The sequence below is a fragment of the Maritalea porphyrae genome (genome assembly GCF_030159895.1).
GTDB classification, from domain to species: Bacteria; Pseudomonadota; Alphaproteobacteria; order Rhizobiales; family Devosiaceae; genus Maritalea; species Maritalea porphyrae.
The window spans coordinates 67273-82768 of the sequence record NZ_BSNI01000001.1 but is presented as its reverse complement, the minus strand read 5'-3'; the positions used below and the strand labels follow the sequence as shown (position 1 = coordinate 82768).

Genomic DNA, 15496 nt, shown 5'->3' with positions numbered 1-15496 from the left:
GTTTCTCAACTAAAGGAGAAATATCGTGGGTAAGGACCTTCGCGATTGGAACCCGGACGACGAAGCGCAGTGGAACTCCACTGGTAAAGCGATCGCAACACGCAATTTGTGGATTTCAATCCCATCGTTGCTTTGCGGTTTTGCTGTTTGGCTTTACTGGGGCATTATTACTGTTCAAATGGTGAACCTTGATTTCGGGTTTGCATCGTCAGAACTATTCACATTGGGCGCTATTGCTGGTCTAACCGGCGCTACGCTTCGCATCCCTTCTACCTTCTTTATCCGCATCGCAGGCGGTAAGAACACCATCGTGTTCACAACGGCCTTGCTGATGATCCCAGCGATCGGCGCTGGTTTGGCGTTGCAAGACCCTGGTACGCCGCTTTGGTACTTCCAGATGCTTGCGTTTCTGTCTGGTATCGGTGGCGGTAACTTCTCGTCTTCAATGTCAAACATCTCTTTCTTCTATCCGAAGAAAATCCAAGGTTATGCACTGGGCATGAACGCCGGTTTGGGCAACTTTGGTGTGACTACCATGCAAATCTTGATCCCATTGGCGATGACAATGGGCCTGTTCGGTGGTGCAAGCCGCACATTGGTGAACACTTCAGGTACTTTGATTGGCAAGATCCCAGCGGGCACTGAAACTTACATCCAGAATGCTGGCTTCATCTGGCTGGTCTTCTTGGTGCCTTTGGCGTTCCTTGGTTGGTTCTTCATGAATAATATTCGTGATGAGCATGTTTCTCCAAAAATCCCGAACTTCTTTGGTTCAGCAGGTATTATCCTTGGCATGCTTGCGATTGGTTTGGCGACATCTGCGTTTGGTATCTGGTTGCTGTTGCCAGGTGTTGAAGGTGGGATGCCGACATCAGGTCTGACCCTATCAAAATGGATCGTGCTGCCAATCGTTATCGTGTTGACTGTTTTGGGATTGAAAATGATCCCAGGCGCCGTTGGCCAAAACTTGAACCGCCAGTACAAAATCTTTGGTAACAAGCACACATGGGCGATGACCATCATTTACACAATGACATTTGGTTCGTTCATTGGCTTCTCAGCTGCTTTGCCATTGACCATCAAAGTTGTGTTTGGCTTCAGCCACGTTGAAGTCGACGGTGTGATGACCCACGATATGGCAAACCCAAATGGTCCATCTGCTTTAATGTTTGCTTGGATGGGCGCATTTATTGGTGCTTTGATCCGTCCAATCGGCGGCATATGGGCTGATAAGATGGGTGGCGCAAAGGTTACGCAGATCATCTCAGTTGTGATGGTCGCGAGTGCCTTGGGTGTAGCTTACTTCATCCAACAAGCCTACTCATCAGCAACTCCAGAAATCTACTTCTGGCCATTCCTTGGTTTGTTCCTAATTTTGTTCGCCGCAACCGGCATTGGTAACGGTTCTACATTCCGTACAATTGCGATGGTGTTCGACAAAGAACAAACTGGACCAGCCTTGGGTTGGACGGCTGCGGTTGCTGCCTATGGCGCTTTCATTATTCCGAAAGTGTTCGGCGAACAACTGGCTGCAGGTCATCCTGAATATGCCTTGTACGGCTTCGCAGTATTTTATGCGGTGTGCATTGCGATCAACTGGTGGTTCTACCTCCGCCCGAACGCATATGTGCAAAATCCATAAGAGTTGAGTGAACAGAGCGTTGGGGTGTCGGCAGGGCACCCCGCGCGATCCTTACATAAGGGGGAATTGAAATGAGTAACTTACTAGATCGTCTCAACTTTTTGGCACCAAAAGAGAAATTCTCTAATGGCCATGGTGTGACGACAAATGAAAGTCGGAGCTGGGAGGACGCTTATCGCAAGCGTTGGCAGCACGACAAGATCGTCAGATCGACCCACGGTGTGAACTGTACAGGTTCATGTTCTTGGAAAATCTATGTGAAGGGTGGCATTGTCACTTGGGAAACCCAGCAAACGGATTACCCACGTACTCGTCCTGACCTTCCAAACCACGAACCTCGTGGTTGTGCGCGTGGCGCAAGCTATTCCTGGTACATGTATTCAGCCAACCGCGTGAAGCATCCTTTGATCCGCTCACGCTTGGTAAAACTCTGGCGCGACGCACGCGTAATGCGTGAGCCAGTTGCAGCCTGGGAATACATCCAGCAAAATGAAGAGGCCAGAAAGTCTTACCAACAAGTGCGCGGCCATGGCGGCTTTGTGCGTGCAGATTGGGAAGAAGTAAACGAGATTATTGCTGCGGCAAACGCCTATACAGCAAAAACATACGGTCCAGACCGGATCTTCGGATTCTCGCCAATTCCCGCGATGTCCATGGTGTCTTACGCGGCTGGTTCTCGCTATCTTTCATTGATGGGCGGCACATGCATGTCGTTCTACGATTGGTATTGCGATCTGCCACCTGCATCTCCAATGACTTGGGGCGAGCAAACCGACGTGCCTGAAAGCGCGGATTGGTACAATGCTGGCTTCTTGATGCTTTGGGGTTCCAACGTGCCGCAAACACGTACACCTGATGCGCACTTCTACACAGAAGCACGCTACAAGGGTACGAAGTCTGTTGTTGTGTCTCCTGACTATTCAGAAGCATCTAAGTTTGCTGATCTTTGGTTGCACCCAAAACAGGGTACAGACGCGGCGCTAGCGATGGCGATGGGCCACGTTATTTTGCGTGAATTCCACTTGGATCGCCAAGCTGAGTATTTCGAAGACTATTGTCGTCGTTACACAGATATGCCGAACCTTGTTCGCTTGGTCGAAAAAGACGGCAACCTGATCCCAGAACGTTTGGTGCGTGCATCTGATTTTGCGGACAATCTTGGCGAAAAAGACAACGCTGAATGGAAAACTGTTGCGATTGACGGCAAAACCAAGAAAATCGTTGTGCCACAAGGTTCAGCTGGTTTCCGTTGGGATGACAGCAAGCAGTGGAACCTAGAAGCCAAAGACAGCAAGGGCAATGAAACCGAGCTGGACATGAGCTTTGTGCTTGATGGTGAGCATGATCAAGTCGCAGATGTGGCATTCCCATATTTCGGCAACAAAGAACATGACCACTTTAAGGGTACGGACCACGCCAGCGTTTTGGTGCGCTCTGTTCCTGCGAAGAAAGTCAAACTTGCTGACGGCGAAGCGCTTGTTGCAACTGTATTTGATTTGTTCGTTGCAAACTACGGTCTTGACCGCGGTTTGGGCGGCGAAAACGTTGCCACCAGCTATGATGACAATGTGCCATACACACCAGCATGGGCTGAGCAAATTACTGGCGTGCCGAAAGAGCACATCATCACAACTGCTCGCGAGTTCGCTGACAATGCTGAGAAAACAAATGGCCGCTCAATGGTCATTCTTGGCGCTGGTTTGAACCACTGGTACCACATGGACATGAACTATCGCGGTATCATCAACTTGTTGGTGATGTGCGGTTGTATCGGTCAGTCTGGTGGTGGTTGGAGCCACTATGTGGGTCAAGAAAAACTGCGTCCACAAACTGGTTGGCAGCCTCTAGCATTTGGTTTGGATTGGGCACGTCCACCACGTCACATGAACTCTACCAGCGCATGGTATGCGCACACTGACCAGTGGCGCTATGAAACTGTTACTGTTGATGAGATTTTGTCACCTACTGCGCCTGATGGCCCATGGGACGGCACAATGATCGACTATAACATCCGTGCTGAACGGATGGGTTGGTTGCCATCAGCGCCTCAATTGAAGACGAACCCATTGACCATCGCTGCTGAAGCTAAAGAAGCAGGAATGGATCCGAAAGACTATGTTGTTCAGCAGCTTAAGTCTGGCGAGATGGAAATGTCTTGTGAGGATCCTGACGATCCAGCGAACTGGCCGCGTAACCTTTTCGTTTGGCGTTCAAACTTGCTTGGTTCATCTGGTAAAGGCCACGAATACTTCCTCAAGCACCTTCTTGGCACATCGCATGGTGTGATGGGCAAGGATTTGGGCGAAGAAGGAAAAGCACGTTCAACCGAAGCGAAATGGCATGAGAAAGCGCCTGAAGGTAAGCTTGATCTTCTGGTCACTCTAGATTTCCGGATGAGCACAACCTGTGTTTACTCTGACATCGTATTGCCAACAGCGACTTGGTACGAAAAAGACGATTTGAACACATCAGATATGCACCCATTCATCCACCCGCTTTCAACAGCGGCGGACCCTGCTTGGGAAGCGAAATCTGACTGGGCGATCTTTAAAGGGTTGGCCAAGAAGTTCTCTGAAATCGCACCAGAAGTTTTGGGTGTTGAGACAGATATCGTTACGCTTCCAATCCTCCACGATACACCTGCCGAAATGGGTCAGGCGTTAGATGTGAAGGAATGGAAGAAAGGCGAAATCGAAGCCATCCCAAACAAAACAATGCCGAACATTATTGCGGTCGAGCGGGACTATCCGAACTTGTACAAAAAGTTCACTTCGCTTGGTCCTCTAATGGACAAAGTTGGCAATGGCGGCAAAGGCATTGCTTGGGATACCAAGCATGAAGTGCATTTGTTGCAGCAGCTAAACGGCGTCGTTTTGGAAGAAGGCGTTTCAAAAGGCTTGGCGAAAATCGACAGCGCCATTGATGCTTGTGAAGTCATCTTGAGCCTTGCACCTGAAACCAACGGTGAAGTTGCGGTGAAAGCTTGGGATGCTCTAGGGCAGATCACCGGCATAGATCACCGGCACTTGGCATTGCCAAAAGAGGAAGAAAAGATCCGGTTCCGTGACGTTGTTGCGCAACCAAGAAAGATCATTTCTTCTCCAACTTGGTCTGGCCTTGAGAGCGAGCATGTTTGCTACAACGCTGGTTACACTAACGTCCATGAGTTGATCCCTTGGCGGACAATCACTGGCCGTCAGCAACTCTATCAAGATCACTTGTGGATGCGGGCATTTGGTGAAGGCTTCTGCCTCTACCGTCCACCTGTTGACCTCAAGACCATTCGTCCTGAATTGGACAAACGATCAAACGGCAACAAGCAAGTGGTGCTGAACTTCATTACACCTCACCAGAAATGGGGTATTCACTCAACCTATTCTGACAACTTGATGATGCTCACATTGAACCGTGGTGGTCCTGTTGTTTGGGTTTCTGAGGTTGATGCAAAGAAAGCTGACCTTGAGGACAATGATTGGGTTGAAGTTTACAACGTCAACGGTGCGCTAACTGCACGTGTTGTGGTTTCCCAGCGGATGAAAGAAGGCACTGTCTTCATGTATCACGCACAGGAAAAAATTGTGAACACACCGGGTGCGGAAACAACTGGTCTTCGGGGCGGTATCCATAACTCGGTAACTCGCGCAGTGACCAAACCAACCCACATGATCGGTGGCTATGTGCAGCAGTCATATGGCTTCAACTATTACGGCACTGTCGGCTCTAACCGCGATGAGTTTGTGGTTGTGCGCAAGATGGACAAGGTCGAGTGGCTCGAAGGGCCATACAAAGGCAAGCAGGAGGCAAAATAATGCGTATTCGTGCACAAGTAGGCATGGTGCTGAACCTGGATAAATGTATCGGGTGCCACACATGTTCTGTCACCTGTAAGAACGTTTGGACGAACCGTGAAGGCGTTGAATATGCCTGGTTCAACAACGTGGAAACCAAGCCTGGCGTTGGCTACCCAAAAGACTGGGAAAACCAAAATCGCTGGAACGGTGGTTGGACACGCAATTCGAACGGCAAAATCACCCCGAAAATGGGTGCTAAATGGCGGGTGTTGGCGAAGCTTTTTGCCAACCCTGATCTGCCTGAAATTGACGACTATTATGAGCCGTTCGATTTCGATTATGGCCATTTGCAAACCGCAAAAGAAGTAGAGGCGTTTCCAACAGCGCGTCCACGTTCTTTGATTTCTGGTGAGCGGATGGAAAAGATCAATTGGGGTCCAAACTGGGAAGAAATTCTTGGTGGCGAGTTCTCCAAACGCGGCAAAGACTACAACTTTGAAGGCATCGAAAAAGAAATTTACGGTGAGTTTGAAAACACCTTCATGATGTATCTGCCACGTTTGTGTGAGCACTGCTTGAACCCAACATGTGTTGCAGCTTGCCCATCTGGCGCAATCTACAAGCGTGAAGATGATGGCATCGTGTTGATCGACCAAGAGAAATGTCGTGGTTGGCGCATGTGCGTGTCTGGTTGCCCATACAAGAAGATCTATTACAACTGGTCTTCTGGTAAATCAGAGAAATGCACATTCTGCTATCCTCGTATTGAAGCTGGTCTTCCAACTGTTTGTTCTGAAACATGCGTTGGCCGGATCCGTTATCTGGGCGTGATGCTTTATGATGCAGACAAGATCGAAGAGATTGCGTCTACACCAGACACCAAGGACTTGTACGAGAAACAACTCAAAGTGTTCCTTGATCCAAATGATCCAAAAGTGATTGCTGAAGCGCGTGCGCAAGGCATTCCAGAGGATTGGTTGGAAAGCGCGCAGAAGTCACCGGTTTACAAAATGGCTATGGACTGGAAAGTGGCATTCCCACTTCACCCAGAATACCGGACCCTTCCAATGGTTTGGTACATTCCACCACTATCTCCACTGCAAAATGCAGCGGCGGCTGGCAAAATTGGTGTTGATAAGAACAACATGCCAGATGTGGATAGCATGCGTATTCCAGTTCGCTACCTCGCCAACCTTTTGACAGGCGGCAAGGACGAACCAATCGTCGTGGCGCTTAAGCGGATGTTGGCGATGCGTGGCTATATGCGCACCAAGACCATTGAAGGTGTGATCGATGACAAGTTTGCGACCGATGTTGGGCTAACACCTGAATTGATCGAAGACATGTACAAGATCATGGCGATCGCAAACTATGAAGATCGTTTCGTTATTCCAACTTCACACCGTGAAGAAGCGGAAGACGCATATGACCTTCGCGGTTCTTGTGGCTTTAGCTTCGGCAATGGTTGTTCAGGCGGCAATTCTGAAGCGGATCTGTTTGGGGCGAAAAAGACCAAAACAGTGACAACACCAACTGACGTATTTTGATCGGAGAAATGAAGAATGGCTAATGCATTGAAAATAATATCAACGCTGCTTTCTTATCCGTCAAAGGACTTGAAAGACGCTGCGTTGGAGTTGAAAGCCGCTGTGCTTGATGACGGTCTAACCGGGGAGCCTGAAAAGGCTCTCCTCAATGAGCTGATTGACGACATCACTTCGCGAGATGTTTATGAAGCTCAAGAGCGTTATGTGGAACTGTTTGATCGGACACGCACTTTGTCTTTGCACTTGTTTGAACATGTGCATGGCGAAAGCCGTGACCGTGGCCAGGCAATGGTCGATCTCAAGCAAATGTATGAAGAGCAAGGATTTGAATTGTCTGTCAGCGATTTGCCAGACTTCCTACCGATGTTCTTGGAGTTTGCGAGCATCCAGATCGAAAATGAACGCGAAGAGTTGCTTGGGCAAACTGTTCATATTCTTTCAGCGCTTCGTCAGCGTCTGGAGAAAAAGAAGAGCATTTATGCAAATGCGTTCCAAGCTCTAGAAGCGATTATTTCAACCCAAGCCGACCCTGCGGTTGTTGAAGAGATTTTGAGCGTGCCGGATGATGATCCGAACGACTTGGAAGCGCTTGACGCTGTTTGGGAAGAGGAAGCCATCACATTTGGTGGCGGCCAAGGCGAAGAAGACTGCGGGCCTGATCGCCTAGGTCGTCAAATGCGTGCGGCACGACGTCCTGCACCGCAACCAACCATTCAATAGGGAGAAGAGGGATGAAGGAATTTCTCAATTTTGCAGTGTTTGGGGTCTACCCCTATATCGCACTGGCGACCCTAGTTGTCGGCACGGTTCTGCGTTACGACAAGGACCCATACACTTGGAAAGCGGGCTCTAGCCAATTGCTTCGACGCAAACAATTGGTGATTGGCTCAGTACTGTTCCATTTGGGTGTTATCGTCATCTTTTTCGGTCACCTCGTGGGTTTGTTGACTCCAATTTGGGTGTTTGATGCGCTCGGCATAAGCCATTCATTCAAGCAAATGCTGGCGATTGTTGCTGGTGGTATTGCTGGTGTGGCCGGCATCATTGGTGCAACATTGCTTATCCATCGACGGTTCTTTGATGCTCGTGTTCGTGCGGCATCAAGCTTTGCTGACAATATGATCATCTTGATCTTGTGGGTGCAGTTGGCGCTTGGATTGGCAACAATTCCGGTATCATTGAAGCACCTTGATGGCCACGAAATGGTGAATTTCATGAACTATTGTCAAGGCATCTTTACCTTCAACTTCGAGGCTTCTAGCTACATCATCAACGCGGACCCAATCTTTAAGGCGCATATGGCGTTGGGCATCACAATTCTTTTGTTGTTCCCATTCACACGCCTTGTGCACATGCTTTCAGTGCCAGTTCGCTACATGTGGCGTCCAGGCTATCAAGTTGTGCGCACAAAGAAAAAACGCGCATAACACCGCATTTTGGGTGGGGCAATTCTTGCCCCGCCCAACTCCACCAAAAAGAATTTGATAGGGACCCAAAATGGCTACACTCATCGACAAAACCATGCCAAAAATGGCAAACGGCGACGCCGTAAAGGTTGATCCGAAGCCTAAGTCACCAGAAATCTATGTGAATGGCGTTGAAATCACCTTGGAAGCCATTCAGCAAGAAGTGCAAAATCACGAGGCGGAAAAACCTAAGGACGCTTATTTGAGCGCGGCGCGTGCGCTGGTGGTTCGCGAGCTGCTTTTGCAAAAGGCGAATGAGCTTGGCATTGAAGCTGAGCAGATGGCGGATGACCAAGGTCGTCGCGAAACGGAAGAAGATGCAAAATTGCGTCAACTTTTGGATCAGGAAGTTGATGTGCCTCGTGCAGGCGAAGAAGAATGTCAGCGCTATTATGATCAGCACATTGAGAAGTTTTCATCAGAAACGATTTATGAGGCGCGGCACATTTTGTTGGCGGGGGCTCTGGAAGATCCTGTTGCCCGTCGCAAGGGCCAAGTCAAAGCCAACCAAATCATTGAATCGCTCAAAGCGGACCCATCGCGCTTTGGTGAATTTGCGCGTGAGTTTTCACAGTGCCCATCCGCGAAAGAAGGCGGTAATCTTGGCCAGTTGACCAAAGGTCAAACAGTTCCAGAATTCGAAACAGTTTTGTTTGAACTCGAAGAAGGGCAAATCAGCCCTTCGCCAGTGCCAACACCTTTTGGCTATCACGTGATTTATCTTGATCGGATTATTGAAGGGCAGCAATTGCCGTTTGATCATGTGAAAGCAAAAATCGCGGCCTATCTTGAGGCTTCAAGCTGGAGCCGTGCGGTAGCGCAGTATATCGGCATTTTGGCTGGTGCTGCTGAGATCAAAGGCATCCAAATTGACGGTGCCGACAGCCCATTGGTGCAATAGCTTTATGCAAGACCAGTTCAGACCAGAATTGAAAGATCAATTTGGGCGGCAAGCGACCTACCTGCGTTTGTCGATCACGGATCGATGCGATTTGCGCTGTACCTATTGCATGTCTGAACATATGACGTTTCTGCCGCGCAAAGAGGTTTTGTCGCTTGAAGAATTGGAGCGTCTGGTAACCGCATTTGTGGACAATGGCGTACGCAAGGTGCGCCTGACGGGCGGTGAGCCATTGGTGCGTAGAAATGTGATGAGCTTGTTTCAAGGCCTGTCACGGCATCTCGCCAATGGTGCACTCGATGAACTCACTCTGACCACAAACGGCACATTGCTCGGCAAATACGCCAAACAGCTTGTTGATTGTGGCGTAAAACGCGCCAACGTGTCCCTTGATACATTGTGTCCCGAAAAGTACGCGGCGATTACCCGGTGGGGTCGATTGGAACGTGTGCTTGATAGCATTGAAAAAGCGCAAGAAGCAGGCTTGCACATCAAGATCAACACCGTCGCTGTGAAAGGCAAGATCGAAGAGGAAATTGACGATCTGATCAAGTTTGCCCATGGTCGTGGTATGGATTTGACCTTGATCGAGACAATGCCACTTGGCGATGTCGGATTTGATCGAAACGATCAATATGTTTCACTTTCCAATTTCAGAAACGAGTTGTCCAAGCGGTGGACAATGGCTGATATCAAAGATACGACCGGTGGACCATCGCGCTACGTGCGCGTAGGTGAAACTGGCGGTCGTTTGGGCTTTATCACGCCGATGTCACATAATTTCTGCTCTACCTGTAATCGCGTGCGGGTTTCTTGCACGGGCACGCTGTACACTTGCATGGGGTCGGAAGGCTCGGTGGATTTGCGCGACGCGCTGCGTTCATCTGAAAGCAATGCCGCGGTCGAGGGACTTATTCGCGAAACAGTATTTGCCAAACCCGAATGCCACAACTTCTCCATTGATGAAACAGGCACATCTGGTATCAAGCGGCATATGTCGTTTTTGGGTGGATAGGGTTTATGACCGTAAAAATTGGGATTGTTACCATTTCGGACCGCGCAAGCCGGGGCGAGTATGAAGACAAAAGTGGTCCGGCGATTGAAGACTGGCTGAATGAAGCCATTTCTTCGGACTGGACGCCTGAAAAGCGGGTGATAGAAGATGGCATTGCCTCAGTTGAAGCTTGCCTGAAAGACTTGTGTGACAATGTGCAAGTCGATCTCGTGCTCACTACGGGCGGAACGGGCCCGTCGCCGCGCGACCTGACACCAGAAGCAATGGCGCTGGTTATGGAAAAAGAACTGCTTGGTTTTGGTGAGTTGATGCGCAAGGTTAGTCTTGAGCAGGTTCCCACTGCCATCCTGTCGCGCCAGACTGCTGGCATTCGAGGTAAGACACTGATCATCAATGTTCCGGGCAAACCCGCCGCCATTGACGTTTGTCTATCTGCTGTGTTTCCAGCTGTGCCTTATTGCCTTGATTTGATTGGCGCAGGCCGAATTGAGACCGAAAAGGGCAAAATCGACAGCTTCCGCCCAAAGAAATAGCGATTGCTCGCAACCGTATCTTGCGATCATTTCCTCAGAAAAACTTACAAATATCCAATCCGTGTACTTGCGACTTTAGTCTAATATGGACTAGATGGCGCTGACGGCTGTACGGAGGAGTGGCAAATGATTGTTTGTTGTGGTGAAGCGCTGATTGATATGTTGCCGCGCGATATCGTGGGTGAAGGCATGGGTTATCTGCCAGTCTCTGGTGGCGCCGTTTTTAACACGGCGATTACGTTGGGTCGTCTTGGCGAGAGCGCCGGATTTTTCACCGGATTGTCGACTGATCTTTTCGGCCAGCAGATTGAAGCGAGCCTGAAGGCGTCTAATGTGGATGCGCGGTTTTGCAAACGCCAAGACTTGCCGACCACGCTTGCCTTTGTGAAGCTGACAGATGGCCATGCCGAATATGCGTTTTATGACGAAAACAGCGCTGGTCGCATGATCACATCTGATGATTTGCCGACCTTTGAAGATGACGTGTCCGCGCTACATTTTGGCGCGATCAGCCTTATTCCAGATCCATGTGGCTCAACGTATGAAGCGCTGATGACACGCGAGGCGCCAAGCCGCGTCATATCGTTTGATCCAAATATTCGCCCAACTTTTATTCAGGATGAAGCAACCTATCGCAAGCGCATGGAGCGCATGCTGGGATTGGCGGATATCATTAAAGTGTCGGATGAGGATTTGGCTTGGCTTATGCCCGGCGCTGGCTTCGAGGATGCAGCGGCAAAAATGATCGGAAGTGGCGCCTCAGTTGTTTTGATGACAAAAGGGGCAGAAGGTGTCGAAGCGATTACGCGCAGCGGCAAGAGTTTTGTGCCCGCTGCTAAGGCAACTGTTGTTGACACGGTTGGAGCCGGTGACAGTTTTAATGGCGGTTTCTTGGCTGGTCTAAATCGACAAGGCTTGTTGAATAAACAGGCGCTGGCGCAGATTTCAAATGATGATCTTCAACTAGCGCTGCGTTTGGCCGCTGATGTGGCTGCCATCACAGTTTCACGCGCAGGCGCTAATCCGCCTTGGCAAAAGGAATTGGCATAAGCGTGTCAGCCCTTGAAATCACTTGCTAAATAGAATTGGCGCTTTTCAACGATTTTGCCAGCGGATCGAATTTCAACGGTTTGCAACAATGTAATCTCGTCAAACCTGGCTTTTAGGCCGCTGCTTATCCCTTCAAACGATGTGGTCAGAATGAGGGCATCTTGACCCAAATAGGCCTCTGGCTGAAACCAGAAGCGGTACTGGGATCGAGATGGGCCAAGATCAGTGACGCTCGGGTCGTTCATCCAAAATCCCAAGGGCGATGAACTTGTGTAGTGCGTACCAGCAACAAATCCAACACTGTGCTTATCTGCCAGCATTTTAGCCACGTCCGCCGTTTCTTCCCATCCATAGGCTCGGGCTGAAAAATAGTCGGCTGAACTGAAGTAGGTGCGTAGGGGCAATACGGCAAAGTTATAGGCGATTAGGGCTGCAACCAGCGTCCCATAGAAGACGTGTGCAATTGCGAGCCAGCCAGCGCGCATATGAAGTCCTATGAATGGGATAATCGCGATATAGGCCGCCAAATTCCAGTGGAACAATATGTCGGTGGTCAGCGATAGGCCTAAGAACACCAATGTAGACACGAAGAAAGCGGCGCGGCCCAGCCACACCAAGTTTTGTGACTGGCCGGATGGTTTAATCAGCAGGGTTTTGAGGAGCGGCCAAATAAGGAATGGCGACAGAAACGCAACCATGCCGCCTAAAAACCCTTTCAAGCCTTCAAGGTTGTTGTCGGTCGGCAATCCGGCATGGCGATCTTGTAGCACAAAGGTCACTGATGATGCTTTGGTTGCTATGTTCCAATAAATCTCGGGCGAGACGACAAGCAAGAATAGACCAAACGCTGCATAGGCTTGCCAGTGCGCAAAAATCTGGCGGGTGCGCAGGTTGGCTATTGCATAGAGGAAAACACCCGCGCCCAGCAAAACAGCATTATACTTCGCTAGGGTGCCTAAACCGAGCATGATGCAGGCGAGGTAAAGTGCATGCCAGTCGGCTTCCTCCTCATCCAATCGGGCGGAAAAGAACTTGAGGAAGAAATAGAGGCTGAACAACAAGCAAAGGATAAGCAGGTGATCCGGTAGCGCCAACATGCTCATGGTGAGAAATATGGGCGTCGCTAGGAACAGCAGTGCGGTCACAATGAAATGTGATTTTGGGTCATTGCTGATGAGGTTTGAAATCAACCACAGTGCCCACAAATCGGCAACAAATGTGATGATGGGCACAATACGAAGTGCAAAGATATTCCAACCGAACAGCTTGGAAGATAGCCATAGTGTCCAGGCATTGAACGGTGGGTGATCGTAGTACGATATGGCTGGGTGCTGCGACCACATCCAATAATAGGCTTCGTCCGGCAATATTGTGCCAGAAAGAATAAACGCAACTCGGATGATCACCAAAACTGCGATCATGCCCAAGAGGATACGAGCCATGGGTGATTGAGGTATCAAGGCATTTGAGTTCTCATTCAATTGCCTTGATGTCTTCATGTTGATCCGACCTTATTGCGAAGCTTGCACCGCGATTTCGCCGGCGGTTTTGGCGTTGTTGATCAATAGCGCAATGTTTGCTTTTAGTGAACGCCCATCGGTTAGTTCAACTACTTTTCCCAAAACATATGGGGTAACCGCAGCGCCGTGAATGCCATCAGCGTCAGCTGCTGCAATTGCCTTGTTGATGACTTGTTCCATCTCTTCATTGGTAAGCGCTGCTTCTTCTGGCACAGGGACAGTGAACAACATACCGTTGTCGCTAAGCAATTTGCGCCATGTGTTCAATACGTTGGCTGCTTCTTCAATGTTGGCTACGCTGTGTGGCAATGCGATTTCGCTTTCGCGCGTGTAGAAGGCTGGGAGATTTTCGCAGCCATATCCGATTACTGGTACACCTTGTGTTTCCAGCACTTCCATTGTTAACGGTAGGTCCAGGATTGACTTTGCACCTGCGCAAACAACAGTAACCGGCGTTTTGCCCAATTCAAGTAGGTCAGCGGACACATCGAACGGATGGCCGCGATGCACACCGCCAATACCGCCGGTCGCAAATACGTCGATTGAAGCAGCGGCTGCCAGTATCATCGTGCCCGCAACGGTCAATGAGCCACTTTTGCCCATACCGATTAGGGCTGGGAAGTCGCGGCGTGAGCATTTGGCAATTGAGCCACGCGGGGATTTTGCGAATTCGCGAAGTTGTTCTTCGCTCATCCCAATTACTGGTTCGCCGCGAATGATGCCTAGGCTCGCTGGACAAGCGCCAGCGTCACGCACCGCTTGCTCCATGGCGAGCGCAGTGTCAATATTGTGCGGGTAGTCCATACCATGGGTTACAACCGTAGTTTCAAGCGCCACAATAGGCTGGCCGGACATTTTGGCTTTGAGCACGTGCTCGCCAAATTGTAGGTCGAATTTCATTTTATGTCCTTTGGAATGCAAGGTCTTGCGCTTTTTGCGCAACTATCTGTGCTGTTAAATCAGGGCTGTTGCGCAATTCGCTTTGCACCGTCAGCCCGGCCGCAACCACACCGGCTCTAGTCGCATCGAAAGCAGATTTCTCTTGTAGAATCGTGTGAAGGAACCCGGCCACAAAAGCGTCGCCTGCGCCAGAAACATCGACAATTTCGGTTTTTGGCGTTTCGATCTTTGCAATCCCTTCTGGGCACAAGCAGGTGACCGGATTTGAGCCATCGGTAATCACGACGTTTTTAGCGCCGCGGAGCTGGAACTGTTTGGCCAAGCTCTCCGCAGACAAATCTCCATGCACTGATCGAGCTTCGTCCATGTTGCAAAAAAGGTATTCGACGCCAGTGAGGTTGTTGGGCAGCCGCTGAAATTTGGGAACTGATACGGCATCGAGCGCAAGTGGCAAATCGTTGTTGTGGCAGCGTTTGATCAATACTGACAATAAACTCGCAGAACAATTTGTATCTGCAAAAACCAGCCGGGAAGAAACGATGTGCTGCCAATCTCTATCAATGACTTGTGCGTCAAGGTGGTCAATTATGCCCATATCTGCGATGCCAAGATATAGTTCGCCTGTGGGCTGCATAATGGCCGTATAGGTACCCGTTACGCCGATGTTTTTTCGCTCGACAAGCGTTGTGTCGACCCCAACGGATGAAGTCGCTTCAATTACAGCGCGACCAGCGTCGTCATTCCCCACAACTGATATGAGCTTAACGCTCTCGCCGAGTTGGGCTAGGTTTTCCGCAACGTTGCGCGCCACGCCCCCACGGGTTTCACTGCTGGTCCCTGGTTGAGATGTGTGTGGTATGCCTTCGCTTTGAAGCCGCAAAATGCGGTCCAACACGGCGCCGCCAATACATGTAACCGCAGGAGTTTCCGCGAAAACATACGCGCGCCCCAGAATTAGTCCCTTGGACTGAAGACGTTCAATGTAGTTGGCAACGCTAGCGCGTGAAATGCCTAAGGCTTCGCCCAGTTCTTTTTGCGTTGCAAAGGGTTGAGCTTTGATTTGAGCGAGAAGCCGCGCTTCTAAATTTGTAAGGGACATATATTGCAATTGCTAGTTGGCCTGACAATTGC

12 protein-coding genes are annotated in these 15496 nt (G+C 49.9%); 9 read left to right on the top strand and 3 right to left on the bottom strand.

The annotated features are described in order from the left end of the window. Window positions 1-25 precede the first annotated feature (25 nt). The 9 genes from QQL65_RS00430 to QQL65_RS00390 all read left to right on the top strand — a co-directional run bounded on the left by QQL65_RS00430 (window position 26) and on the right by QQL65_RS00390 (window position 11945). On the top strand, window positions 26-1642 hold the full coding sequence (locus QQL65_RS00430) for an MFS transporter (RefSeq protein WP_284360903.1): 1617 nt from the start codon (window positions 26-28) through the stop codon (window positions 1640-1642). Between the two features lie 71 nt (window positions 1643-1713). After that, the gene (locus tag QQL65_RS00425; RefSeq protein WP_284360901.1) at window positions 1714-5451 is read left to right on the top strand and encodes a nitrate reductase subunit alpha; all 3738 of its coding nucleotides are present in this window, start codon (window positions 1714-1716) and stop codon (window positions 5449-5451) included. Beyond that, on the top strand, window positions 5451-6980 hold the full coding sequence (gene narH, locus QQL65_RS00420; RefSeq protein WP_284360899.1) for a nitrate reductase subunit beta: 1530 nt from the start codon (window positions 5451-5453) through the stop codon (window positions 6978-6980). Before QQL65_RS00425 ends, narH begins: the two co-directional genes overlap by 1 nt. 15 nt (window positions 6981-6995) lie before the next feature. Continuing rightward, a complete protein-coding gene (narJ, locus tag QQL65_RS00415; protein WP_284360896.1) occupies window positions 6996-7700 on the top strand; it encodes a nitrate reductase molybdenum cofactor assembly chaperone in 705 nt (234 codons plus the stop codon). An 11-nt stretch (window positions 7701-7711) separates the two neighbouring features. Beyond that, a complete protein-coding gene (gene narI, locus QQL65_RS00410) occupies window positions 7712-8407 on the top strand; it encodes a respiratory nitrate reductase subunit gamma (protein ID WP_284360894.1) in 696 nt (231 codons plus the stop codon). Window positions 8408-8477: 70 nt separating this feature from the next. Continuing rightward, window positions 8478-9347, top strand: a complete 870-nt coding sequence (locus tag QQL65_RS00405) for a peptidylprolyl isomerase (RefSeq protein WP_284360891.1) — start codon at window positions 8478-8480, stop codon at window positions 9345-9347. A 4-nt stretch (window positions 9348-9351) separates the two neighbouring features. After that, on the top strand, window positions 9352-10362 hold the full coding sequence (gene moaA / locus QQL65_RS00400; RefSeq protein WP_284360888.1) for a GTP 3',8-cyclase MoaA: 1011 nt from the start codon (window positions 9352-9354) through the stop codon (window positions 10360-10362). 5 nt (window positions 10363-10367) lie between these two features. Next, window positions 10368-10895, top strand: coding sequence for a molybdopterin adenylyltransferase (gene mog, locus QQL65_RS00395; RefSeq protein ID WP_284360886.1), 528 nt, complete (start codon window positions 10368-10370; stop codon window positions 10893-10895). Window positions 10896-11021: 126 nt separating this feature from the next. Continuing rightward, window positions 11022-11945 (top strand): carbohydrate kinase family protein, encoded by a 924-nt coding sequence (locus QQL65_RS00390; RefSeq protein WP_284360885.1) that lies wholly within the window; start codon window positions 11022-11024, stop codon window positions 11943-11945. Between the two features lie 5 nt (window positions 11946-11950). Here the strand turns inward: QQL65_RS00390 and QQL65_RS00385 are convergent, their stop codons facing one another. The 3 genes from QQL65_RS00385 to QQL65_RS00375 form a co-directional block, all read right to left on the bottom strand. Continuing rightward, a complete protein-coding gene (locus tag QQL65_RS00385; protein ID WP_284360883.1) occupies window positions 11951-13387 on the bottom strand; it encodes an ArnT family glycosyltransferase in 1437 nt (478 codons plus the stop codon). Between the two features lie 69 nt (window positions 13388-13456). Then, window positions 13457-14365, bottom strand: coding sequence for a pseudouridine-5'-phosphate glycosidase (locus QQL65_RS00380; protein ID WP_284360881.1), 909 nt, complete (start codon window positions 14363-14365; stop codon window positions 13457-13459). Window position 14366: 1 nt separating this feature from the next. Next, window positions 14367-15464, bottom strand: coding sequence for a PfkB family carbohydrate kinase (locus QQL65_RS00375; RefSeq protein WP_284360879.1), 1098 nt, complete (start codon window positions 15462-15464; stop codon window positions 14367-14369). Window positions 15465-15496 lie beyond the last annotated feature (32 nt).

Bases quoted from the DNA above. Each gene is read 5' to 3' on its own strand.
- QQL65_RS00425 (WP_284360901.1), top strand. From the start codon at position 1,714: ATGAGTAACTTACTAGATCGTCTCAACTTTTTGGCACCAAAAGAGAAA.
- QQL65_RS00375 (WP_284360879.1), bottom strand. From the start codon at position 15,464: ATGTCCCTTACAAATTTAGAAGCGCGGCTTCTCGCTCAAATCAAAGCT.
- narH (WP_284360899.1), top strand. From the start codon at position 5,451: ATGCGTATTCGTGCACAAGTAGGCATGGTGCTGAACCTGGATAAATGT.
- narI (WP_284360894.1), top strand. From the start codon at position 7,712: ATGAAGGAATTTCTCAATTTTGCAGTGTTTGGGGTCTACCCCTATATC.
- moaA (WP_284360888.1), top strand. From the start codon at position 9,352: ATGCAAGACCAGTTCAGACCAGAATTGAAAGATCAATTTGGGCGGCAA.
- QQL65_RS00380 (WP_284360881.1), bottom strand. From the start codon at position 14,365: ATGAAATTCGACCTACAATTTGGCGAGCACGTGCTCAAAGCCAAAATG.
- QQL65_RS00390 (WP_284360885.1), top strand. From the start codon at position 11,022: ATGATTGTTTGTTGTGGTGAAGCGCTGATTGATATGTTGCCGCGCGAT.
- QQL65_RS00385 (WP_284360883.1), bottom strand. From the start codon at position 13,387: ATGGCTCGTATCCTCTTGGGCATGATCGCAGTTTTGGTGATCATCCGA.
- narJ (WP_284360896.1), top strand. From the start codon at position 6,996: ATGGCTAATGCATTGAAAATAATATCAACGCTGCTTTCTTATCCGTCA.
- mog (WP_284360886.1), top strand. From the start codon at position 10,368: ATGACCGTAAAAATTGGGATTGTTACCATTTCGGACCGCGCAAGCCGG.
- QQL65_RS00405 (WP_284360891.1), top strand. From the start codon at position 8,478: ATGGCTACACTCATCGACAAAACCATGCCAAAAATGGCAAACGGCGAC.